This window comes from Mucilaginibacter sp. P1_D10 (genome assembly GCF_056406215.1).
On sequence record NZ_JBFUAP010000010.1, the window covers coordinates 84,415 to 109,110 of the forward strand.

16 protein-coding genes and 1 tRNA gene are annotated in these 24,696 nt (G+C 48.6%); 7 read left to right on the forward strand and 10 right to left on the reverse strand.

What is annotated here, in order from left to right; translation table 11 throughout:
- A complete protein-coding gene (locus AC1DYT_RS16825; RefSeq protein ID WP_477470724.1) occupies positions 1–1,014 on the forward strand; it encodes a S41 family peptidase in 1,014 nt (337 codons plus the stop codon).
- Positions 1,015–1,049: 35 nt separating this feature from the next.
- On the opposite strand, the gene rlmN is transcribed toward AC1DYT_RS16825, so the two are convergent.
- Complete coding sequence (rlmN, locus tag AC1DYT_RS16830) at positions 1,050–2,123, reverse strand: dual-specificity RNA methyltransferase RlmN (RefSeq protein WP_477470725.1); 1,074 nt, start codon at positions 2,121–2,123, stop codon at positions 1,050–1,052.
- Positions 2,124–2,266: 143 nt separating this feature from the next.
- Between rlmN and AC1DYT_RS16835 the strand changes: the two genes are divergently transcribed.
- Positions 2,267–3,439 (forward strand): amidohydrolase family protein, encoded by a 1,173-nt coding sequence (locus AC1DYT_RS16835; RefSeq protein ID WP_477470726.1) that lies wholly within the window; start codon positions 2,267–2,269, stop codon positions 3,437–3,439.
- A gap of 34 nt (positions 3,440–3,473) precedes the next feature.
- On the opposite strand, the gene AC1DYT_RS16840 is transcribed toward AC1DYT_RS16835, so the two are convergent.
- Complete coding sequence (locus AC1DYT_RS16840; protein WP_477470727.1) at positions 3,474–8,735, reverse strand: FG-GAP-like repeat-containing protein; 5,262 nt, start codon at positions 8,733–8,735, stop codon at positions 3,474–3,476.
- 261 nt (positions 8,736–8,996) lie between these two features.
- Between AC1DYT_RS16840 and AC1DYT_RS16845 the strand changes: the two genes are divergently transcribed.
- Positions 8,997–9,416, forward strand: coding sequence for a hypothetical protein (locus AC1DYT_RS16845; protein ID WP_477470728.1), 420 nt, complete (start codon positions 8,997–8,999; stop codon positions 9,414–9,416).
- A gap of 86 nt (positions 9,417–9,502) precedes the next feature.
- On the opposite strand, the gene AC1DYT_RS16850 is transcribed toward AC1DYT_RS16845, so the two are convergent.
- The 7 genes from AC1DYT_RS16850 to AC1DYT_RS16880 all read right to left on the reverse strand — a co-directional run bounded on the left by AC1DYT_RS16850 (position 9,503) and on the right by AC1DYT_RS16880 (position 18,599).
- Positions 9,503–9,880: a hypothetical protein gene (locus AC1DYT_RS16850; protein ID WP_477470729.1), complete on the reverse strand. Its 378-nt coding sequence runs from the start codon at positions 9,878–9,880 to the stop codon at positions 9,503–9,505.
- A 339-nt stretch (positions 9,881–10,219) separates the two neighbouring features.
- Positions 10,220–12,700, reverse strand: coding sequence for a M1 family aminopeptidase (locus AC1DYT_RS16855; RefSeq protein WP_477470730.1), 2,481 nt, complete (start codon positions 12,698–12,700; stop codon positions 10,220–10,222).
- A 161-nt stretch (positions 12,701–12,861) separates the two neighbouring features.
- Positions 12,862–15,477 carry a phosphoenolpyruvate synthase gene (gene ppsA / locus AC1DYT_RS16860; protein ID WP_477470731.1) on the reverse strand — a complete coding sequence of 872 codons (2,616 nt, stop codon included), beginning with the start codon at positions 15,475–15,477 and terminating at the stop codon, positions 12,862–12,864.
- Between the two features lie 185 nt (positions 15,478–15,662).
- Positions 15,663–15,827, reverse strand: a complete 165-nt coding sequence (locus AC1DYT_RS16865; protein ID WP_477470732.1) for a hypothetical protein — start codon at positions 15,825–15,827, stop codon at positions 15,663–15,665.
- 585 nt (positions 15,828–16,412) lie between these two features.
- Positions 16,413–16,979, reverse strand: coding sequence for an alkylphosphonate utilization protein (locus tag AC1DYT_RS16870; protein WP_477470733.1), 567 nt, complete (start codon positions 16,977–16,979; stop codon positions 16,413–16,415).
- A 74-nt stretch (positions 16,980–17,053) separates the two neighbouring features.
- The gene (locus AC1DYT_RS16875; RefSeq protein ID WP_477470734.1) at positions 17,054–17,668 is read right to left on the reverse strand and encodes a class I SAM-dependent methyltransferase; all 615 of its coding nucleotides are present in this window, start codon (positions 17,666–17,668) and stop codon (positions 17,054–17,056) included.
- 223 nt (positions 17,669–17,891) lie between these two features.
- Complete coding sequence (locus tag AC1DYT_RS16880; protein WP_477461533.1) at positions 17,892–18,599, reverse strand: Crp/Fnr family transcriptional regulator; 708 nt, start codon at positions 18,597–18,599, stop codon at positions 17,892–17,894.
- A gap of 97 nt (positions 18,600–18,696) precedes the next feature.
- Here AC1DYT_RS16880 and AC1DYT_RS16885 point away from each other — a divergent pair, with 97 nt between their 5' ends.
- Both AC1DYT_RS16885 and AC1DYT_RS16890 read left to right on the forward strand, forming a co-directional pair.
- Positions 18,697–19,359 carry a class I SAM-dependent methyltransferase gene (locus AC1DYT_RS16885; RefSeq protein WP_477470735.1) on the forward strand — a complete coding sequence of 221 codons (663 nt, stop codon included), beginning with the start codon at positions 18,697–18,699 and terminating at the stop codon, positions 19,357–19,359.
- 48 nt (positions 19,360–19,407) lie between these two features.
- Entirely contained in the window at positions 19,408–20,001 is a 594-nt protein-coding gene (locus AC1DYT_RS16890) for a methyltransferase domain-containing protein (protein WP_477470736.1), read from the forward strand.
- A 266-nt stretch (positions 20,002–20,267) separates the two neighbouring features.
- Here the strand turns inward: AC1DYT_RS16890 and AC1DYT_RS16895 are convergent.
- Positions 20,268–20,355: transfer RNA gene (locus tag AC1DYT_RS16895), tRNA-Ser, on the reverse strand.
- Positions 20,356–20,575: 220 nt separating this feature from the next.
- Between AC1DYT_RS16895 and AC1DYT_RS16900 the strand changes: the two genes are divergently transcribed.
- Both AC1DYT_RS16900 and AC1DYT_RS16905 read left to right on the forward strand, forming a co-directional pair.
- Complete coding sequence (locus AC1DYT_RS16900) at positions 20,576–23,071, forward strand: glycoside hydrolase family 9 protein (RefSeq protein WP_477470737.1); 2,496 nt, start codon at positions 20,576–20,578, stop codon at positions 23,069–23,071.
- A gap of 4 nt (positions 23,072–23,075) precedes the next feature.
- Positions 23,076–24,689 (forward strand): AGE family epimerase/isomerase, encoded by a 1,614-nt coding sequence (locus AC1DYT_RS16905; protein ID WP_477470738.1) that lies wholly within the window; start codon positions 23,076–23,078, stop codon positions 24,687–24,689.
- Positions 24,690–24,696 lie beyond the last annotated feature (7 nt).

Below are 24,696 nucleotides of genomic sequence, written 5' to 3' on the forward strand. Positions count from 1 at the left end.
ATGAAACACATGCTCCGCCTTGGCCATATCGCTGCCGTGATAGTATTGCTGGTTTGTTTGTCGTGCAATAAAGCCGTAATCAAAACCGAAAGCAGCAACCCCGTAGCGGTTTTTGATTACCTGTGGCACACTTTGGATACGAAGTACGCCATGTTTACTTATAAACATGTAGACTGGCAGGCCGTTTATAGTAAATACAGGCCTAAAGTTTCTGAAAGTACCAGCGACGAACAGTTATTTGAAATTTGTATAGATATGCTCGATGAGCTGGAAGACGGCCATGTATCGTTAACCAGCAACTCGCAGATCTATAGCTATACGGGTTACTATCGCTCATACAATCATAACTTTAACTACGATGTCATAAAAACGCGATACGTTACCGCCCTAAAAACAAAAGGAATTTTAGCATACCAGTTGATAAATGGTATTGGCTACTTGTACGTGCCATCTTTTGGCCGTGATCTTAAGGAAGAAGATATCAACGCAGCGCTCGAAGAATTTGCTACGGTTGATAAAATTATCATCGATGTTAGAGATAACTCCGGCGGCGGGTCGCTTATGGTAGACCTTTTGGCTTCTAAATTTGCCGCCGGGAAAACGCTTGTTAAGTACGATGCTTACAAACGGGGCGCAGACCATGACGATTACTTTCCGGAAGTTGCAAAATACATTGACGCAGGCGATAGCCGGTTTGCCGATAAGCATGTGGCTGTTTTAACAAACCGCAGGTGCTTTAGCTCCTGCAACGATTTTGTGTTGTACATGTCCGAATTGCCTAACGCCGTAATCATTGGCGATCAAACCGGTGGCGGGGGGGGTACGCCGTTTAACCTGGAGTTGCCAAACGGCTGGCTGCTTTCTTATTCCTCCTCACAGGCCACCTCGCCTGGCGGATTTAATATCGAAAATGGCCTAACACCTGATTTTCTGGTTACAAATAGCCTCGCAGACGATACAAACAAGCGCGACGCTGTTTTTGAGTACGCCGTTACTTATCTTAACAACCACTAACGGCTTACGCTGTATAAAAAAACGCTGGGTAACGGTTACGCCTCTACAGCAACAGCCTTATCCTTCTCTTTTATAGCCAATTGCCCGCAGGCGGCATCAATGTCCTTTCCGCGGCTGCGGCGCAGGTAAGTGTTAACGCCCTGGCTGTGGAGGTATTCGGCAAAGGCAGCTACTTTATCTTCGCCGGCGTTGATGTAGCTGGCAAAGGCGATAGGGTTATACTCGATGATGTTTACCTTGCAAGGCACGTGCTTGCAAAATGCGGCAAGCTCTTTGGCATCCTGCAGGCCATCGTTTACGCCATCGAAAATGATGTATTCGTAAGTTACCGGGTTTTTGGTTTTGGCAAAGTAGTATTTCAAGGCATCGGCCAGGGCCTTTAACGAGTTTTGCTCGTTTATGGGCATAATGGCGTTGCGCTTTTCATCATTAGCGGCGTGCAGCGAAAGCGCCAGTTTAAATTTCACCTCGTCGTCGCCAAGCTTGCGTATCATTTTGGCGATGCCGGCGGTAGATACGGTAATACGACGCGCAGCCATATTCAACCCATCGGGCGCGGTAAGCTTTTCTATCGATTTAAGCACATTGGCATAATTGAGCAAAGGCTCGCCCATGCCCATATAAACCACGTTGGATAGAGGGATGCCGTAATTTTCGCGCGCTTGTTTATCTATCAGCACCACCTGGTCGTATATTTCGTCGGGGTTAAGGTTGCGTTTGCGCTCCATATACCCGGTTGCGCAGAATTTGCAGGTTAAGCTGCAGCCCACTTGCGACGATACGCAAGCAGTCATCCGCTCAGAAGTTGGTATTAAAACACCCTCAATTAAGTGAGTATCGTGTAAAATAAAAGAATTTTTTATAGTTTTATCAGCACTAACCTGCGAGGTGTTTATTTTAACGTTATTGATAATAAATTTCTCTTCCAGTTTAGCGCGTAGTTCTTTTGAAATATTGCTCATGTCATCAAAAGATATGGATGATTTTTTCCATAGCCATTCGTACACCTGTTTAGCTCTGAACGCCTTTTCATCCATTTGGATAAAGTGCTGTTGCAGAGCCTCGGGGCTTAAGCTGCGGATGTCTATTTTATCTTTTTTTGAGTTCACGTTGCAAAAGTACTTATTTTTAAAAATTCCGACGCTTTTTTAAAGTCATTCTTTTGTAGCATAAAAACAATAACTAAAAGTTAATTGTATTTTACTAAATTGGATTGGGTTTAAATTTTTTAGAAGATGCCATTTTTACTTTAATGAAGAGTTTTAGAGCCGATTACATTTACCCCGTCCAAGCCGATCCAATAAAAAATGGAATAGTAACCGTTGACGATGCCGGAAAGATAATTGCCATCTCCGATGGTCAACAAGCTGATTTTCAAAATATCCCTGTTGAAAGACTCAACGGTATAATTGTCCCAGGTTTTATTAACACCCATTGCCATACCGAACTTTCGCACTTGAAGGATAAAATCGCGCCGGGCAACGGTCTGGTAGATTTCATAAAAAGCGTACAAGCCGTGCGGCATGCCGATAAAGGAGAAATTACTGCTGCCGCAGAAAAGGCCGATGTAGAAATGCAGGAAAATGGCATCGTAGCGGTTGCCGATATCAGTAACAGTAATTTTACCATAGGCTTAAAAGCCCAAAGCAAATTATACTACCACACTTTTGTAGAAGTGTTCGGTTTCTTACCCGAACGTGCCGAAGTTATTTTTGCCAATGCCCTGGCGCTGGCAGATGAGTTTAGGCCGCAATCGGTATCAGTTACGGCGCATGCGCCATATTCGGTATCTAAAGATTTGTTCAAGCTGATCAAACGCTACAGCGATACCGGCAACAATCTTCTAAGCATACATAACCAGGAGTGCGAAGACGAGAATAAGTTTTACCGATATAAATTAGGCGGCTTTGTTGATCTGTACAAACACCTGGGTATTGATATCAATTATTTCCGCCCGCAGGCGCGTAATTCGCTGCAATCGATTATTCCGCTGCTTACCAACCGGCAAAAAATACTGATGGTGCACAACACCTGTACTAACCTTAAGGACATCTACTTCATCAAACGCTTCGATCGCAATATTAATTGGTGCTTTTGCCCCAATGCTAACCTGTATATTGAGAAACGCCTGCCCAAGGTAGAGCTGTTCGTGAACCAGGGACTGAATATCACCCTCGGTACCGATAGCCTTGCTTCTAATAATAAATTGTGTATTCTGAGCGAGATGCGTACCCTGCAGCAGCATTTACCCTCCCTTAGCCTGGATACCCTGCTGGAATGGGGCACCATTAATGGCGCTAAATTTATGGGAATAGATAACACCAGGGGCAGTATAGAGGTGGGCAAAACGCCCGGACTAAACCTGCTTACAGGCCTTGATGGCAGCACCATTACGCCCGAAACTTCCGTAAGGAAATTGGTTTGATTTTCTGCCGAATAACATCTGCCGTTAACGCCCCTTACCTGATAACGCTTACCCAGCCCGATAGTGCTTTCCCGGTATCTTTCAAAAGGATTACATAATAGTAAACGCCTACTGGTACAGGCTTGCCTTTGTAGGTGCCATCCCAGGGTTTGGCGTATGTTGCAGCGTAGAACAGCTGTGCCCCATAGCGGTTATAAATAGTTACCGAGAACGAGGTAGATGCATTGTATAGGTTATCAAGCCGCCAGGTATCGTTAATACCGTCGCCGTTGGGGGTAAAGGTGTTGGGGATGTCCGTGCGGCATTGCGCCGCCGGGCTTATAGCGGCTGTTATTACATTAGATGCTGCCGTAGGGCCGATGATACACCTGCCGCCCACCACTATGTTGCAATACACGTAATCGCCATCCTTCAGATCCCTTGTAATGAATTGCGGGCTGTTGCTGCCGGTGGCGATACCGTTAACATACCATTGATACCGGATGTCGCCCGTGTCGAAATTAGCCGCCGAGGGCGAGTAAGTCGGCGTTGCCGTAAAGGTAACGGTTGTGCCCGGGCATGTTGGCCCCTGTTGCGACGAGGCGATAGTCAAGCTCACCGAGCTATTGATGGAAACATCTATCTTGCCCCTAACCGGCCCCGATGTTGTGGGTACGCAGCCATCGTTGTTGGTAACCGAGCAGGTAACTACATCGGTGCTTTTCATGCCTGTAACGGTAAATGTAGCTATGTTGGTGCCAGCTGTTGCGCCATTCAATTCCCATTGGTAGGTAGGGCTAAGGCCTGCATTTTGCGCGGTTGCGTTGAAGGTAACGTCCATGCCGTCGCAGGCGGTTGATGGGTTGGAACTGATAGATACCGTAGGCGTTGCGCCTATATTGGTTACTGTTAAGGTTTGCTGCTGTGTGGTGCTGCCGTCGTTCGCGGTTATGGTGGCTGTACCTACGTCCACGATGTGCACCTTGCCGCCCACGATAGTTGCCACGGCGGGGTTATCGCTGGTGTAGGTGATGGGTGCGCCGCTGGTAGCCCCGGGGTCGAAATTGGGCGAGCAAAGCGTTTTGGGCGGTATAGCACCAAAGGCAAGCGGTGCGGTAATTACCTCGTGCGGCTCGTAACGGAACACGGTGATGCTGCCATCGGTAGAGCCTATCACTTCGGGTTTTCCGTCCCCATCCAAATCGGCAATGGCGGCATCATAAACATTGGAAGTTTTTAGGTTTACTTCGGGCATAAAAGAGTTTGCGTCTATCCCTTGCGCCGAGGTATTATTGCGCAGCACCGATATCGATTTTTGCCCGGAGTTGGAGATAACCAGATCAGGTTTGCCGTCGCCATCTATATCGCCCATCTCCACATCCTGCGGAAATGGCAGCTGGATATTTACCGGAACGGCAATGGAGGTTGCATTAATGCCGCCAGGGGTGCTGATGTTACGGTAGATGGATATCGAACCGTTGAACTGGTTGGTTACCACTACATCGGGCTTGTTGTCGCCGTCCAGGTCGCCTATGGTAAGGTTCTGCGATTGCGATACGCCCGGGAAATTCACCCGGGGGTAAAACGAATCGGCCGACAGACTGCCTTTTACCGCTTTGCTGCGCAGTACGTTGAAGCCGCCTGTATTAGCATTGCTATAAACAATATCGGGTTTGCCATCACCATCCATATCCGCCAGTTGTATATCCGAAGGTTGTGGCCCGGCTGGTATATCCATCTCCCGCACAAATGATTCGGCGCTGATATTACCGGTTGGCGTGAAATTCTTGAAAACTGAAATGGTTTTGCTGATAGAGTTGCCCACTACAATCTCGGGTTTTCCATCTGCATCCAAATCGCCTATGGCCACGGCAACAGGGTTAACGCCGCTGTAAATATCTACCCTTGGCGCAAACGATATATTCCCTTTTGTAGAGGTATTGCGATAAACCGAAATATAGTTGGTGCCGTAGTTTACTACCACCAGGTCTGGTTTGCCATCGCCATCGAGGTCGCCGGCGGTAACCTGCCAGGGCTCTAAGCCGGTATCAAACAGCACCGGCTGCGCGAAAGATTGCGTATTGATACCGTCATTATTGGTGGTGTTGCGGTAAGCTGCTACAGTTTTATCGGTCCAATCGGTTACTACCATATCGGGTTTGCCGTCGCCATCCAGATCGGTAATGGCGAGGGTTTGCAGGTTAGTGCTCGCCCTGAATTCCACCTTAGCTTCAAAATCGTCGGCCTCTATTTTATGGGTTGATGGGAACGTAACGGTGAACGGTTTGGTGGCGTAAGCCGTAAGCTCGGTTTCGGTATTGAGTACTGTTAGCACGCTGTAAGTTGCCCCAGCAGGTACTATTACTAAAAGCTCTTTGGTGTTGCCGCCTGCCACCATGCCTTTAGTTGCGCCGAAATAAACGATGTTATTGGCGGCGGTTGCGCTGAACCCTGTGCCGGTGATGGTAACGGTGGTACCCAGTGGGCCATTAGTGGGCGTAAAGGAGGTGATGACGGGCGGCTGCGGGTTGGTTTCTGTTACCGATATGGTAACATTGGCTGTAGCGATGCCGCTGGCATTCCCGGCTGTTATTTGATAGGTAGTTTGGGGCCAGGTTACTGTCGGTATGCCCGTAATGATACCTGTGCCTATGTCTATACTGAGGCCGGCGGGCAGGGCAGGGGTAATTGTATATGCAGGTGAGTAAACCAGTTTTTTAATGGAGTTGCCTCCGCAGATATAGATGCTGCCATCGGGCGCTGTTACCATGCCCTCGCCCCCGAACGAAGTTGATTCCAGGGTCAATTTTCCCGAAGAGTTTATTTTTATTATTTCCTGTCCTGTGCTTGCGTATATGTTGTCATCAGCGTCTACTGCTACGCAGCTCATACCGCTAAAATTGGTAAGCGTGGTGATGTTTTGCTGCGGGTTAATAATCCTCAAGGCACCTGATCCCCTTTCCATAACGTACATATTGCCTTTCTTATCGATTGCGAGGGTGTAAGGTTTAGAATACCCCGCCTGATCGATGTCGCCGTCAAAATCCCCCGGGTTGTTCAGCGTACCGCTATAACGGGAAACCATGCCATCGGGCGTAATCTTGCGGATAACGTTGTTATTGCAATCGGCCACGAATATGGTGCCTGTGGCGTCCACTGCTACTCCGGTTGGATAATTAAAAGTAGCAGTCAACGCTGGCCCATCAGCGCTGCCCTGTTGCCCGCTGCCGGCCAGGGTGCTTACATCGCCCGCAGGAGTAATTTTGCGTATTTTGTTATTCAGGGCATCGGCCACGTATATATTGCCCGCGGCATCTATGGCAAGTCCGGTGGGTTCATTGAATGTAGCTGAGGGGTCGTTGCCGGCAAAAGTAGTTACCACGCCTGCGGGTGTTATTTTACGTATGCGCGCATTAAGTTTATCGGCCAGGTAAAAATTTCCGTTTTTGTCTATTACCATACCTACAGGGCCGTTAAACTCCGCCTGGGCGCCGGTGCCGTCTTTAAGGCCGACAGCACCGCCTACAAAATCCTGGGCTGTCAGTGTGTAATCGCTTACCGCACCGCCGGTATGCTGCGGGGCAAGGGTTGCAATAGCAACGCCTTTTTTATACACCTGGGGACCGGCGTAAGTAAACGCAGGTTTGCCTTCAAATGTAAAACCCGGCAGTTCGGTAGTGCCCTTGGGGCTGGTAACGCTTACGGTGCCGGTGGCGCCGGCGCCAACAACGGCGGTTATTTGCGTAGGCGAATCCACCGTAAAGCTTGCCGCCGGTATGCCGCCGAAGCTCACTGCAGTAGCTCCGCCGAGGTCGGTTCCCTTTATGATTACCGTGACGCCGTTTGAGCCCTGTTGCGGGCTGAACGAGGTAATTACCGGCGGTGGCGTAATCAAGTGATTGCGGAAGATATAAAGCATGTTGGCTGCTGTGCTACCCGCAACAACATCAGTTACGCCATCTTTATTAAAGTCGGCGATGGCCGAGAAACGCACCAGACTGCCCGTTTCCAGGTCGACGTTGGCATCGAAGTTGAACGTGCCGGGCGTGGAGGTATTGCGGAACAATGAAAGCTTTGTGCTGTTGGCCCAGCTGATGGCTGCATCAACGCGGCCGTCGCCATCAAGGTCGCCCAGGGAGAGGTGCAGGGGTACCAATGGCGTAGGCAAATCGGCCTTTGCAGCAAAGGATACGCTGCCCGCCGATGTATTGCGGAACACGGATATGTTGGTCGCACCGCTATTTACTACCAGAAGGTCCGGCTTGTCATCGCCATCTATATCGCCGGTAACCACCTGTATGGGACCGTTACCCGCTGCAAATACTATTTTAGGGCCGAACGATGCTGCGGTGATGCTTCCCGCTACGGCAATATTGGGGTAAACCCAAATATTGTTATCGCCGGTATTAGCTATGATGAGTTCGGGCTTGCCATCGCTATCTAAGTCTGTAGCGGTAATGCTCTGCGGGTTGAGGCCTGCGGGAAGGTCTATCTTAGCCAGCAAATCATGAGTGGGGTCGGTGTAATAGGAATTGCCGGCATTGCGAAGTATGGAGATGGTGTTATCGCCGGTGTTGGCTACGGCAATATCAATACGGCCGTCGCCGTCGAAATCGGCAGCGGCAACGGCCCTCGGCTGCGGGCCGGTGGCAAAGCTGCCGCTGAGTGCGCCATCTGATAACACCGATAAGGTGTTGTCGTCCCGGTTGGTTATGATGATTTCGCGCGAGCCCTCACCATTGATGTCGGCCAGGCACATGCCTTGCGGGTTTTTGCCTGTAGCGGTTTGCCTGCCCCCGCTGAAATTGAACGCCCCGCCATCTTTGGCAGATTCGTTGGGGTATTCGGCTATCATGTTGTCGCCATTGTTCAAGGTAGCCAGGTCGGGGCTGCCGCGTTGATAGAAGTCCTGCACCAGCAGCATGCTTGGCGAGCTGCCTGTGCTGCGGGTGTAGGGAGCATCATAATCTGAAGCCTGTATTTTGCCCGGCCCGGCAAAAGTGGTCATGAAGAAAAAATTGGAAGTGACCGACAACTGTGTATCGAAATCAAGTACTGTTACCGGCCCGTAATACGAGCCATAGGGTGCTTTAACGTTAAGCTGTGTGCTGCTGGCCGACAGTACGGGTACCCAACTGGCGCCAAAAAAAACTTTGCTGTGGGCGGGCAAGGTATTGAAATTGCTGCCCTTTATCACCAGGGTGGTACCCGGCTTGGCACTTAAGGGCGTAACCGATTGTATCGATGGTACTTGCGCAAACACAAAGGGCGAAGCTATTAGCAGGCAAAACAGCAACGAGAAGGTGCGTAAGGTCATTAGGGTGGATGTCAAATTTGTCCCTAATATAAATATATGTACTTAAACTTTATAAAATTTTCGCAGGGTTAAAATTTTCGTAGGGGGAGGATGCAGCGGCTGCACAAGCCTGGGGTTAATATCCTTTTACTCCCTTCGGTTTTAAAAACGACATTTAAAAAAGCGTAAGGCCTTCGTGCAAACTTAATTATTACGATAATGTTGATGCAACAGACAAAGGTTGCCTATCTTTAGCCTTGTAAACCAATAAATTACCAAGGCATGCGCATCCTCAAAATCATCTTTTCGGTATTTTTGATACAGGTTATCGTAGCCTGTGGCTCAAAAGCATTGCCCGAGCCATCGCTGGCAGGCAAATGGAACATCACCAGCGCCCTGGGCAATGATGGCCGCCATTGGACAGGCTCTTTCACCCTCACGCAAAACGGTGGCAATTACACAGGGCTATTTCAATGGGATGCTACAGATGGCAGTGCAACGGGTACCGATAGCATTACCGGCAGCTACAACACCACTACGAAGGTGCTTACCATGCAATCGGTAATAATAAGCGGCAATATTGAACCCGTTGTTTACACGGTAAACGTAACGGGCAACGGCACCAAAATGGAAGGCATCTGGACTGGCTCCAGCGACGGATCAATAGAAAACCCCGGCCGTTGGACGGCCGAGAAGCAGTAAGGGTAGCGCGCGCACCAGGAGGAATCCTATATCGATAAACAAGGCAACAGGCTACCGTAAAAGCATCCGCAACTAAATCCCGCAAATTACGGAGCTATAGTAATCAGCTTCTTCTTAGCTTCAGTGCCATAAACCGGCATGGTATAATAGCCGCCTATCTTTTTTATGGGCATGTTCGATTTGCCGCTGAGTACTGCCACTGGCATGCGATACTCATCCGTCTGGCTTATCAGCTTAGTTTCACTTAGTGGGGATTGGTTGAATTTATCCAATGTGGCCAATTTCTTCAGCATATTGGCATCGGGTATTTTGGTGAGTTGTTTTAGCGTGGGCGATTGCAGGGTAGTATCAACCGTTATGGATAATAAGGGCATGGCGGTTGCGCCGGGCAATTTCAAATCATTTTGAGCCAATAAGCGACCGGCACCGGCCAGCAATACAACAAGTAACAATGCCTTTTTCATATGGGTTCGGTTTGATAGTACTAAGTTATCGAATTTACTTTTAAGTAAATGTTAAAAGAGGTTAAAAAGTGTTAAAAATGAATTACCCCGAATTTTACGAAGAGGGTTTTAAACGCAGAGGGCACAGAGAGAGACACACAGAGGGGCACAGAGCCTGGCAGAATATCAAGAATAGAAGTTTCTTAATGGCAGAGCGCACAGAGTACGGCAAATCTGAGTGTTTCTATAATTCGTCTCAATTGGTGAGAATTCGTGTCAACTCAATTCGTGAAAATTAGCGTTAATTAAAAAGCCGCCCCACAATTGCGGGGCGGCTCTGCTTAAACATATTAATAAATATTATTGCAGCGCGGCAATTGCTTTATCGGCAGCTGCGGCAGATGCGGTATCGCCCAGTTTGGTGCGGGCATCTTTTACTGCAGTAAGTAAGGTTACTATTTGCGGGGCCACGCCGAATTGTTTGTACTTGGCACCGAAATCGCCAATGAATTTGATGCCGGCTTGCGCATACTCAGGGCTTTTTACGCGGCCGGTAAAATCGCCGAATTTGCGCATCAGGTTAAATTGGGTTTGCGGATCGCCTTCGCTGATGGCGCTGTACACGTAAGGCCATTCGGTATCGCCGCCATTGGCTGCATATACGCTGAGGATGGCCTGCGATAATGCGCCTTTGCTGTCCTTCTCATAGTTTTTCGCCAGGGGGATAGCATCGGCAGGATTGAGCAGCGCAATGGCGTTCAAGGCTGCGCCCTGTATAGCATAGCTTTGGCTGTTCAAGGCTTGTTTAAACAGGTTCATATTGCCCGATGCTTTCAGCTTACCTAATGCATTGATAGCCGCGGCACGTACCAGGTTATTATCGTCTGTTTGGGCAAGCCTGGCTATGATTGGCACGCCTGCATTGCGTACGTCATCGTAGCTGGTAATTGCCGCTGCATTGATGGCTTTGATACGCAATTGGTAGAATTTATCGGTAAGGGCCGCAATGATTATCTTCTGCGCTGCCTTATCGCTCTGGCGGGTTTTGGCGAATTCGATAGCCTCGTAACGATCCAGGAACAATGGTGCGTTGAAGTATTGGAACGCAAACTCATCCAGCGTTTTGCTATCGGTTTTCTTGGTCAATAAAATCTTATCGCCATCAAAGTTCACCAGGTCGGGTTTAGATGCTACATCGAAAGTAAGTGTATCGGCTTTATCGCGCATCCAAACAGTGTGACGCTCTTTTTTGCCGCCGGCATAAATATCAATAGCAACAGGGAAAGTAAACGCGTTACCATCCTGGGTTTGCTGCAGGTAAACAGTTTGTTTTTTGGTAGCAGCATCCCATTTGTAACTGATGTTAAGCACCGGGTGGCCGGCGCCGTAGTACCATTGGTTAAAGAACCAGTTAAGATCGCGGCCGCTGGCTTCTTCCATAGCTAAACGCAATTGCTGCGCCTCGCCATTTTTAAAGGCGTTGGTTTTAAGGTAAATGTTGAGGCCCTTATAGAACGCAGCGTTGCCCAGGTAGTTGCGTAGCATGTATAGTATGCGACCGCCTTTTTGGTAGGTAACTACATCGAATACATCTTCTTTATCATTATAATGGAAACGCACCAGATCCTTTTTCTTGGCATCCGGCTGGTTAAGGTAGCTTTGCATAGCATCGAAGCTGTGCGCATCGCCGGCATCCTTGCCGTATTTATATTCGGCCCATATGCTTTCGCTGAAATCGGCGAAAGATTCGTTCACGGTAAGGTTGCTCCAGCTTTCGGCGGTTACATAATCGCCAAACCATTGGTGGAACAATTCGTGCACGATGGTGCTGCGACCGGCATCGTAATAACGATCGTCCAACTCACGCTTGGTACCTTGTACGTAGGTGCCATGCAGGGTAGCGGTGGTGTTTTCCATGGCGCCGCTCACGTAATCGCGCACAACTATCTGCGAGTATTTGTACCATGGGTAATCAATACCCAGGGTTTTTGAGTAGAATTCGATCACCTCGGGCGTAAAGCCGAAGATATCTTTAGCATACGGCGCGTATTTTGGCTCCAGGTAATAACTTACCTCTTTGTTGCGCCATTTATCTTTATAGATCTTGAAATCGCCCACGGCCATCATAAACAGGTAGGGCGAGTGCGGCAACTCCTGTTTCCAGGTATCGGTGCGGGTGCCATCTTTGTTTACTTTGGATAGCGCCAAACGGCCATTGCTCAATGTAACGTACTGCTTTGGCACCGTCATGATGATTTCTTCGGTAGTTTTCTGGTTCGGTTTATCGATGGTAGGGAACCAGCACGACGAGCTCTCGGTTTCGCCTTGTGTCCATATCTGGATGGGTTTATCCTTATCGGTGCCATCGGGGTTCACAAAGTACAGGCCTTTGGCATCGCTGATAGCCGAACTGCCTTTTACTTTCAGCTCATTTGGCTTGGCGGTATAATCAATGTAGATGGTGTAGCTTTCGGCGTTGGTGTAAGTTTTATCCAGCTTAATGGCTACGGTAAGGCTATCGTAGGTAAAAGTAAGCGGGGTGGTTTTGCCATTTTTTACTACGGCGATGGTTTTCAGATCCATGCCTTTGGCATCCAGGCGCAGGCTATCTGTTGGGTACATGTGAGGCTTTAAAGTAACCCATTCTTTGCCATACATATAGCGTTTTTTGTAGTCGAACCGTACATCGAGTTTGGTGTGTACCAGGTCGTTAATCTTGGTTGTGGTTGCCCGGTACAATTTGTAGGCGGGAGTTTCGACAAGTGGAGCCTGTGCCTTGGCCGTGCTGATGGCACAAGCGCTGATGCTGCCAGCCAGTAGGGCAGCGTAGATTGTTTTCATATGTTCAGTTATGGGTTTGATTGTTATGCAAGCATAATAAAAGCTAAAGTATTAGTTTTTACTGTAAAGTAAGACGCTTTTTTTAGGTTTATGTTACAAGAGGGATGGGGTACAATCGGCGAATTGGCTTAGCGGTAGTCCCATGCCTAAAAAACCTCTTCTCACAATATCTCCACATACCCCTCGGTACCATTTACGCGTATGCGCTGCCCGTCGGCAATCAGCTTCGTAGCATTTTCTAGGCCTACCACGGCGGGCAGGCCGTATTCACGGGCAATGACGGCGCCGTGGGTCATCAGGCCGCCAACTTCGGTAACCAGGCCTTTGATGGATAGGAAGAGGGGCGTCCAGCTCGGGTCGGTAAAAGTGGTGACCAATATATCGCCCTCTTCCAAATTGGCATCTGTCATGTTCAGGATAACCCGGGCACGGCCCTCCACCGTACCCGCCGAAACAGCCAGGCCGGCGATGGCATCAGTAGGGATATCATCGCGCTTGTACCTGCCCGTAATAATTTCGCCATCGGAGGTGATAACGCGGGGCGGGTTTAGTTTCTGGTGAAATTGGTGCTCCTCCCGCCGTTGCCTGATCAATTCGCCAGCCAATTCCTTTGTGCGCACCACCTCGCGGAACTCATGGAAGGTGAGGTAGTATGCATCTTCCATATCGGCAATTAGCCCGGCATCAACCAGCGTCTTCGCTTCTTTCATCAGGGCTGTTTTATATACGAAGAAGCGGGCCATGATGCCGTATTTTGGGTATTCACGATAGCCTGCGAAATTGCGGAGGATGCCTATATGCCGCTTTGCTTCAGCTGCTTTTGCTTCGCCACCGGGAAGCATCATCAAGCGGCTTAGCAAATCCTGTTCTTTTTTCGATGCCTCCGCCAGGCCTTGCGCAAACTTGTGTGCGCCTTCGCTGGGTGCAAAATTCTTGATGTTGTTGAGGAGCATCGTGATCAGTAACGACGGCTTCTCGCTCCAGCGGGTGTTGGTGATATCTATCTCGCCACTGCAGCGCATGCCGTATTTCTCCAGATACGCCCCAATGGCCTGTCGGGCTTGCTGCCCACCATTCAACTGCGACAGCGCGTCCAAAAAGCTATCATCTTTTGTGCGTCGAAGGTATTCTAACACTTCAGGATAGAGGCGTATCGCATCGGCCACATCCAGCAGGGCCATGCCCATTTCTGAGGTGATGTTGTTAGGTACGGATTGCGCGAGCGTATCGGCTGCGTTCTTATCGCCAAGCCATTCTTCCATCTTGTCGTTTATCCAAAACGCGGCATTCATCGAAGCCATTATCGCGGCCATGCTCCGCGGATCGAACAGGCCTATCCGCAAAGCCTGCCTGTCTTCCAATATAAAATCGAAGAGCTCTACGCCTGTTTTGGTCCAAATAGTTTGCTTTAATTCCACTAAGGATGCTTCGCTGTTTGCAATAAGTTCGGCAACTATTTCCGGGTTATCTGCTGTTTCGGTTTTAGGGGTAGCTGGGGGTGCCGGCTTGTCGTTTTTCGCGGCCGGTTGCGGCTGGCCGTCATCAGGCGGGGATTCGATAAAATCGCCACGCTCTATCAGGGTTAGTAATGCATCTTTCAATAGTGGGTCGTGTTTGCCCATGGCACCTATCAACGCTGCCCTTGCGGCAGGTATGGCCAATTGGGCAGCGATATCTACAAATAATCTGCCGCCGGCTTTATACATAGGGCGGGCGGCGGTCAACTGCCATAGCGATATACCCAGCGGACGCATGGCATCCGTCATCATTTGCTGGTGGCCTACGGAGATGTAAACGTGCTTCCCTTCATCCCCCGCTTCGGGGATGGGGAATAAGGTGGTCACAGGCCGGCTTTGTACGATGTAGAACACATCATCCTGCAGGCACCATTCAATATCTTGCGGGTTGCCGAAATGCGCCTCTATCTTCCTGCCTATTTGCTCCAGCTGCAAAATCTGCTCATCTGTAAGTACTTGCCGGTTTTGCTGAGCAGGCTCGATACCCGTTTCTTTGGTACCGCCACCTTCTACCGAATAAATCCCGATTTTCTTGACAGATATGTTCTTGTCGATAATCTCGCCGTCGCGCACCTCATAATTATCAGCGTTCACCAGGCCCGATACCATGGCCTCGCCCAGCCCAAAACCAGCATCTACAGAAAGCACTTTGCGGTTGCCGCTAACCGGATGGGCGGTGAACATAACCCCTGCCGCGTGCGGCTGCACCATCAGCTGCACCACAACAGCCAACTGCACTTTACGGTGGTCGAACCCGTTTTGAATGCGATAGGCGATTGCCCTATCGGTAAACAGGGATGCCCAGCAGTTGCGGATATGCTGCATCACGGCTTGTTGCCCCACGATGTTGAGGTAAGTATCCTGCTGTCCGGCGAAAGATGCCCCCGGCAAATCCTCTGCAGTCGCACTGGAACGCACCGCCCAGGCAGCCTTTGTGTCGAACGCGGAGAGTGCCTTGATAACTTCTTCTCGGACTTCCTCCGGGATGGGGCTGCTTTCGATGGCGCTGCGAATTGCGGCACCTAGCATTACGATTGCTTCCTGGTCTCCGGCTTTTAGCGGGGATAACCTATTGAGCAATCCGTCAATTACCGTTGCCTCTTCGATAGCCTTTTTGAAAGCATCTGTAGACACGCAGAAACCATCCGGCACGCGTATGCCTGGTATTTTGGCCAGTTCGGCCAGGTTTGCGCCTTTGCCACCCGCTAAGGGAAGAGTGGCTTTACCTGTTTGCTTAAAATCGAATACGTAATCGCTCATCTTATACTGCCTTCATGCCGGTGCTTTTTGCAGCCGGAAAGCCAAAATTATCAAGCAAAATGCATCAAAAAAGGTTTTGGGGACTATATTTTTTACGCGCAATAATGCTGCGGGCAGCGCGTTTTCCTTACAAACAAAGTGTTGGAAATGCCGCGTTTTGGCGTGTAGGTTGTCCAGTTTTTATTTTATAGAAATGTTGGACCACCACGGTGAAATTGGGTCGGTCCGGGAAAGACATACCTGCCGTCATGCTGCCCCTGCCGCTGGCTTAAATTTGCCAAAATGCCTTCAAAAATCTGCGTTTTTCTTCGTTTTTTCGGTGTTTTTAGTGCTTTTTCGCTCTTCTTCAATGCAGGCGTAAAAAGGGCGAAATTTGCAAGGAATGGCCATTTTTCCTAAATATTGCGCGTCCGGACCGAAAAAAAATTCCAGCTTTTTCCAATAAACCGCACCTGTTTTAGCTATAATTTTCCTGGAAATTCCAGCTTCATCTGCTACGGCTAAACCCCCAATAGGTTTCTTAACTTAATGACATTGCCCGTTGGCGGGGAGTATAGGTTTTTGCATTTAAACGGAGCCTGAGAGGTTAGGTTGACTTTTACGCCACTTCATCAATAGTGCCGCCACGGCCCTTCATGGTCCACAGGTCTATGTAATGATTTATTGGCCAATTAAATTGTTTTATTTCGGGCTAAATCTATAGTTGCTGAATTTATGATCCCCAAGGGGCAAGTCAGCTTTTTCTAACGATGCGGAGCAAAGAGTTACAGAGTCGTAATGTTAAATCACGACAGGTTTAGCTGCCGCCGATATAAAACTTCGGGACACTGGTTATATTCAGTTTATTCACTTTCTCTGAACAGTTAAAAAACTATCCCTGTAGGTTTCGCAGGCAGATGTGGCCAATGACCATAAAACAGCCATCTTTAACTTGTTTAACTTTTTTGTTTACGAAGGTATTTGGTCAAAATAACGATCGTCTGACCGTCGATTTTACCTTCTATCTGATCAGTATTATCTGAAACCAGCCGGATATTTTTAACCACAGTACCCATTTTCGCGTTTAACGAGCTGCCTTTAACATCAAGTGTGCGGGTCAATACTACCGTGTCACCGGCTTGCAGTTCATTCCCCAGACTATCGCGGTGTAATTCAAGTATCACCTCCGCATCGGTTTCAAGACCAGCTTTCGCCCATGCCAATGTTTCCTCGTCAAGGTAAAGCAGCTCCAGGCAATCTGCCGCCCAGTTCTCCTCATGGATATGGTTGAGTATGCGCCAGGCAAGCACCTGTACGGCCGGCACCTCACTCCACATGGCTTCGGCTAAAAAACGCCAATACCGGTTATCTGGCCGGCCTTTTTTTGAAAGCTCGTCCAGGCAAACCAGGCATACGGCGAGCTCATTTCGCTGGTGTCCGGCCGGGGAAATTTTATATATGGTCAGTTCACTTTCAGCTTTGCATAGCTGACAATTTTCAATAGGCGACGTTTTATGGAGCATCTTATTTAGGAATTATAAGTGTTATGTTGGGGTGTTTGTGTATAAGGGCGCTTTTAGCTACTTGTAGCTTCCGGTCATGTTTTGATCCACAGTTTCAAGCATTTTTTGTACGAGTTGCGAACCAGCTTATAGCTTTTCGGAAGTTCGCTATTGGGCGTATGATAAGTAACCAGGCGGGTATCAGCAGGTTTATTTTCAAGCATCGCATGAAAATGGTTTTTATAACGCTGATATAAACTAAATGATATTTTTACTGTGTTATCGATCCTCCCCCATGGCTGAACCTGCTCGCAGAAGGAATTGTAAAAATAAAAATGATCAAAGTCGTCACTTTTCAGATCTGTTATGTTTCCGCAACGGAAATTTACATTATTGACACCTGTAAGCAAACGTATCCGTTCAGCTTCGTCAACGAAGGGTTTTCGATGTTCGATACCATAGAATGTTGCTTCGGGATGAAGGTTTCCGGCAGCGATACAGAATTTCCCGGCTCCGGCGCCAACATCGAGGATACGCGCACCCGGAGCGGCCAGGAAATCACTGGCTTCTTCCACAACATCCAGCGGAGTCCAGTGTATGGCGGACAAAGCGCCAATAGCTGGCGGATACATTTTATCGAAAATCCTATCACCGCGTAGAAAATTGGCTTTATTTAAGGTAGCCTGCGCTTCGGGTATTTCTACAATCATTCACTCTGGCAGTAAAATGCGGGTAGCATTACAATGAAAAAAGCGAAACTTTAACTCGACGATTGCTAAGGGCAACATCATCCACCGCCTGATCGAGGCTTGGAATGCATAAACGATTAATGGTATAGCATTGGGGCATAAACAAAGATGCAGCAATTAATCCATCCCTTTGCTGAAAGAGATCAGCCGGAGAACTGATATTTATCAGTTTTTGGGATACCGATTAACGATAATTAGCCCGCTTGACCAGCAATTTTACGTCTTTGATCATTATTTTTCTGCCTTCCGTGTTAAGGATACCCTCTGTTTTAAACTCCTTTAATAAGCGGATCACATTTTCCTGGGCAATACCGGCGATGTTGGCCAGGTCGGCGCGAGAAATGTTTAAAATGATCTCCTGATCGGCTTGCTGCGTGTTTTTGTATTTCTCCCGAAGTACAATAAGTGCAATGGCCAGCCGCTCGGGCCCTGTACGCTGTGCAAATACAGAAATGCTATTAGCCAATACGGTAAATTCGTGACTCAGGGCTTTCAGCAACTTTTGCATAAAAAGCGGCGACCGCGTCAATGCAGCCATAAAGTCTTCTTTGGGTATAAAGGAAACTAAGCTTTCTTCCATCGCGGCAGCAGAGTCGGGGTAACGTTCCTCGGAAAGCACCGCGTGATACCCAATCAGCTCACCCCGGTCGGCCACGTAAATGATCTGCTCCTTGCCGATCTGATCTACTTTATATTTTTTAACCTTACCGCTTCTGATCAAGAATATTCCTGACGGCACGGTGCCCTCCCGGAAAATAACATCGCCTTTCTGATAACGGTAATCCGATTGGTTACTGATTAATATCTTATAATCCTCTTCCGAAAGGACACTTAACACCGATTGTGTCATAAAACTCCAGCGATCAATTGGAAAAATCCCTGATAAACTCATGAGACAAAGTTACGATAATATTAAAAACTGATAAATATCAGATTCTTCGCTGATGTAGTTCCGATCATGGAAGGCGATTACCCGGGTATATTTGTACGTGATTACAGTTTATCCCTATTCCACTTTTCCGCCAGAACCGGAGGGTATTCACCCGTTAATGGCACCCTTCAAAAAGCGAAACCCGATGGATTGTTTTTTTCGCAGCGATGCCGACTTTGATTGGCTTTATCCCGAACATTTCCAGCTGATGTCCCAAAAACAGTGGACGCCATTGCATGTCGCAAAAATTGCGGCAGGATACTTAAACATTAAGGGCGCAAAGATTCTTGATATCGGCAGCGGTATCGGTAAATTCTGTCTGACCGCAGCGCATCTATACCCGGATTCCCTTTTTTTTGGCGTAGAACAAAGGCACGAATTGATCCATTATGCCAGGATCGTTAAAAACTATCTCAAGTTGGCTAATGCTGGTTTCATATATGCAAATATTACCCAGGTGAACTTCAAAGAGTTCGACCATTTTTATTTTTACAATTCTTTTTATGAAAACATCGACCGGGAAAATGTCATTGATGACACCATAGAGATATCTTACGGCCTTTATGATTATTATACACAGTATTTACAATCCGTGCTGAAAGATAAGCCCTCGGGTACAAGGGTAGTTACCTACCAAAGCTTGGGTGAGATCTTGCCGGATAGTTTCAAATTGGTTGAGTCAGGATTTTCAACATTACTCCGGTTATGGATCAAAGAATAGCTTTTTTTTAACCTGAATACATATTTCAAATATAACGCGCTTCTAAAAATGTACAGTGACACCATAAACATTTCCTATTTCCGTAAAGACGCTGCCTTTGACAACTTATACCCGCAGCATATCCGTGAGTTGTCACAACTGCACTGGACTGCATTGGATATTGCCCTGGAGGCCAGTAATTTTTTGGCTGTGCAGGGTAGCCGGGTATTGGACATCGGCAGCGGCGTTGGTAAATTTTGCCTTGCGGCAGGGGTTTATCATCCCGATACTCACTTCTTTGGGATTGAACAGCGAAAAGAATTGTTCAACCATGCCAAAAGCGCCCAGGAAGAACTTGGCGTGGAAAATGTTCATTTCAGTTACGGAAACCTGACGGAACTGAACTATGAAGATTATGACAACTTCTATTTTTATAACTCTTTTTACGAAAATATTGAACCCGGAAGCCGCATCGATTACTCGGTTAAGACTTCGTTTGAACTTTACAATGAATATACAGAGTTTATCCATGAAATGCTGAGCAGCCGCCCCTCCGGGACAAAGTTGGCGACTTACCATGCTCCGGATAAACAAATACCGGCCGCTTATAAATTAACAGATAATTCCTACAGCAGGTTTCTGAAAATGTGGGTAAAGGAATAGAGAATTCGATGCCACTGATGCCGATGTAAGCCACTTTGAGTTGCCCGTCCGATCTGGTTTTTGTGCAGATGTGCTCCATTTAGACGGATCGGTTTGCCGTTTAGACTTATAAACTTTCTGGTGACCTGTTGCCCTTGATGCCTGACAGGTCACCTATAGGTCGCCAGAAGAATGCGATTTACTGAATAATTTGGAGGTTCCCGGAAACAAAAAACGCCTTAAATGCATCATTTAAGGCGTTTTTGAATCGTTCGATATATAAATTGCGGAGAGGGAGGGATTCGAACCCTCGATACACTTTTGGCGTATACACACTTTCCAGGCGTGCTCTTTCGACCACTCAGACACCTCTCCGTATCTTTTTTAGGATTGCAAAAATAGTAAACTTCCGCGCAAACCGCTAAATATATTTACGTAGGCTTATTTCAGCTGCTAAACCGTGCCGAAAGCCGTAATCCTGCTCGTTTTTTAACATTTTTTGTATAAAACAATCAATTACTGCCATTATCCCGCGCCCGGCTGCACTAATTTTACGGTGGCGGCAACATCTCTTACCCGCCTCTTCTGAATTACTATGAAAGTTAAATCTTTACTCATCGCATCGGGCATATTTTGTATGACCTGCACTCAATTAGCCACTGCGCAAAAGCTCAAAAAAACGGGCATGATACTCAATAGCCAGGAATACCTGGAATACGGCAGCGTAAACGTAATGCTGGCACACGATTTTTACCCCGAAGGGCACCAGGGCGGCGTGGGCATTATCCAAAACGGGCAACGCGTGGCCACTAACGGCGATTTGCGGCTTGAGCCTACGCCGGGGCAATGGTCGCCAACGCCGAAGGTAGGCAAGCGGGTAATCAATAAAGCTACRCAAGAAATAAGCGTGCGCATGGAATATCCTAATAACGATATCAACCGTAAGGGCTTTAACCCCATCATCTATCCAGATCTTAACTTCGCTTACAATATCCGCGTGCTGCCCGTTGGCAACGCCTTCAAGATTATAGTAGACCTGGATAAACCTTTGCCTGATGCCTGGATAGGCAAGGTGGGCTTCAATATCGAATTGTTTCCGGGGGTATTGTTCGGCAAATCGTACTATGCCGATGACCAGTTCGGTATTTTCCCGCTGCAATCGAACAGCCAGATGCTGAAAGATAACGATGGTGATTACCAAACCCAGCCCCTCGCCAGTGGCAAAAAATTAATTATTGCGCCCGAGGCGGATGCCCAACGCATGGTGATACAAAGCCTTAACGGCGATAAGCTGCAACTGCTTGATGGCCGCAGCAAGCACAACAACGGCTGGTTTGTGGTGCGCTCGCTCATCGCCAAAGGTGCCACCAAAGGCGCCATAGAATGGCTGGTAACGCCGAACGCTATCAAGGGCTGGCTCTCGCCGCCGGTGGTGCAGGTATCGCAGGTGGGCTACCACCCCAGCCAGCAAAAAATTGCGGTGATAGAACTGGATAAGCACGATACCCAAAAACAGCAGGTATCGCTGCTTCGCGTAAGCGAAAACGGCGGGCTGGTAGCGGTGCTTAAGCAAGCCCCCGCAGAGTGGGGCAACTTTTTACGCTATCACTATCTCCGTTTCGATTTTACTTCAGTAAAAAAACCGGGCATGTATGTGGTTAAATATGGCGGCTACCAAACCGAACCTTTCCAGATCAGCAGCAACGTTTTCGCCAATGATGTATGGCAGCCTACGTTGGAATATTTTTTGCCGGCCCAGATGTGCCACATGCGCGTGAACGATAAGTATCGCGTATGGCACGGCTTGTGCCACATGGATGATGCCCGTATGGCACCTACCGACTCTAACCATTTCGACGGTTACATACAGGGCCACTCTACCCTCACTAAATTTAAGCCCGGCGATAACGTGCCCTTCCTTAACCGTGGTGCCTGGCACGATGCCGGAGATTTCGATATCCGCGTAGAATCACAAGCCGAAACCGTACACGGACTTACCTTGGCTTACGAGGAGTTCCATGTAGATTACGATAATACTACGATCGACCAAACCAACCACATCGTAGAGATACAGCAACCCGATGGCAAGCCCGATGTTTTGCAACAAATAGAGCATGGCCTGCTCACCATTACCGGTGGCTACCAGGCCATGGGCCGGTTTTACCGGGGCATTATAGAGCCTACCATCCGCCAGTACGTTTTGCTGGGCGATGCAGCCAACCTTACCGATAACATCCAATACAAAACCAACGGCACCAACACCGATGCCATCCTGAATAAACCTGCCCCGGCAGATGATCGCTGGGTTTTCACCGAAGAAAATACCGGCCGCACTTTGCAAACCGCCGTTGCTTTAGCCGCTGCCAGCCGTGTAATGAAGGGCTATAACGATACCCTGGCTACCCAATGCCTGCAGATTGCCACAGAGGTTTGGAACAAAACCGAGGACAAGAACATCGGCAGGTTCGTACCCTTGGCGGTAGAGTTGTTACTCACCACCGGCGATAGGAAATACGCCGACTTTTTGGTGAAGAACAAGGAGTTGATAGCGCAACGCATTGGCAACACCGGCTGGATGGTTGGCCGTACCCTAAAAGCGGTAAACGATGCCCACTACACCGAAGCCATTACCGCCGCCGTTAAAAAAATGTATGCCGATATACAGAAACAGGGCCTAAAAACGCCGTACGGTGTGCCTTACGAACCCAATATTTGGGGCGCAGGCTGGGGCATCCAAAACTTTGGGTACAAGCAGTACTTCCTTTGCGCGAATTTCCCAACCATATTCAGCGACGAGTACATGCTCAATTCCATCAACTTTATTTTGGGTTGCCACCCGGGCTCAAACACCTCCTCATTCATTTCGGGCGTAGGCGCACGGTCTATGACTACGGCGTATGGTTTTAACCGGGCAGATTGGTCGTACATACCGGGCGGCAGCGCATCGGGCACGGCCCTCATCCGTCCCGATTTTCCGGAATTGCTGAAATGGCCATACCTGTGGCAACAGGGCGAATACGTGTTGGGCGGCGGCACGTCTGATTATTTATTCCTGGTACTGGCTGCCGATCACCTGCTGAACAAAAAATAGACGTATGGCATCTGTCAATATAAAAAGATTTTGCTGCGCCGCATTTGGTTTGATGCTGATAGGCGAGGCCGGCAGCGCTCAAACACCTGCTGCTACAAACCGCCCGCAGGTGTACCGCGAGATGAAGAAATCGATGGTAGATGAGTTGCTGAAGCCATGGTACCCGGCAGCGATAGATACACTTTACGGCGGCTTCCTGAGCAGCTTTAGTTACGATTTTAAGCCCACGGGCAATCAGGACAAGATGATTGTTACCCAAAGCCGCCATGTATGGAGCAACTCCCGGGCGGCGGAGCAGTATCCATCCGAAAAATACTATGCCAAAGGCGCCGCGCAGGGCTTCCTGTTTTTAAAGAATGTGTTGTGGGATAAGCAATACGGCGGTTTTTACACCTATACCGATAGGCAGGGCAAGCCCAAGCCCGGCAGTTTTGCGCCCAAGGAAGCCTATGGCAACTCCTTCGCGCTTTACGCCATTGCCGCTTACTACCGCCAAAGCGGCGATACCAGCGCACTAAACCTGGCCATAAAACAGTTCCATTGGTTGGAGCAGCACAGCCACGACCCTGTTTTTAAAGGATATTATCAGCATATGGAGCGCGATGGTACGCCCATCATCCGCACGGCGGCAACCCCTTCCCGCGCCGAGACGGGGTATAAGGACCAGAACACTTCCATCCATCTGCTCGAATCGTTTAGCGAGCTTTACCGGGTATGGCCCGATAGTTTGCTGCGAGTGCGCTTGCAGGAAATGCTGCTGCTGATACGCGACAAAATCGTAACGCCAAGGGGTAACCTCACCCTGTTTTTCCAGCCCGACTGGACACCCGTTAACAACCGCGATTCTTCTGAAACTTATATTCTGAGCCATCGCGGGCTTGACCATGTTTCCTTCGGCCACGATGTAGAGACTGCTTACCTTATGCTGGAAGCATCGCACCTGCTCGGCCTTAAAAACGACCATACCACCATGGCCGTTGCCAAGCGCATGGTTGACCATGCCCTGAAAAACGGCTGGGACGATAGCGTAGGCGGCTTTTACGATGAGGGCTACTATTTTAAGGATAAGCCCGGCATCACCATCATAGCCGATACCAAAAACTGGTGGGCGCAAGCCGAGGGGCTGAATACCTTGCTGATGTTCGATGATATGTACCCGAAGGATAGCCTGCAATACGGTCAAAAATTCCACAAGCTTTGGGCTTACACACAAACCTACCTGATAGACCACGAGCACGGCGACTGGTACCAGGGCGGCTTGGATAAACAGCCGCAATACAAGCTAGCCCTAAAAGGCCAGATCTGGAAAGGTACCTACCACGTATTACGGGCATTCATTAACTGCACCAATCGGCTCAACCCTGATAAGCAACTGCCCTCGGCACCAAAAAACCTGAAGCTTACCGGCATAGGGCCTAAAAAGCATTTAAGCTGGAAGGCCTCGCACGATAACAAAGGCATCCTGGGTTACGATATTTATTGCAGAGGGCTGCGCATAGCCTTTACACCCTTAACCACCTGGCAACCCATCACCGGGAAAGCCTGGCCAAAAGGCAGGTTGACCGTTAGGGCTGTTGATTTGGAGGAGAATGAATCGAATCCGGCTGCTATTAAATAATATTTGC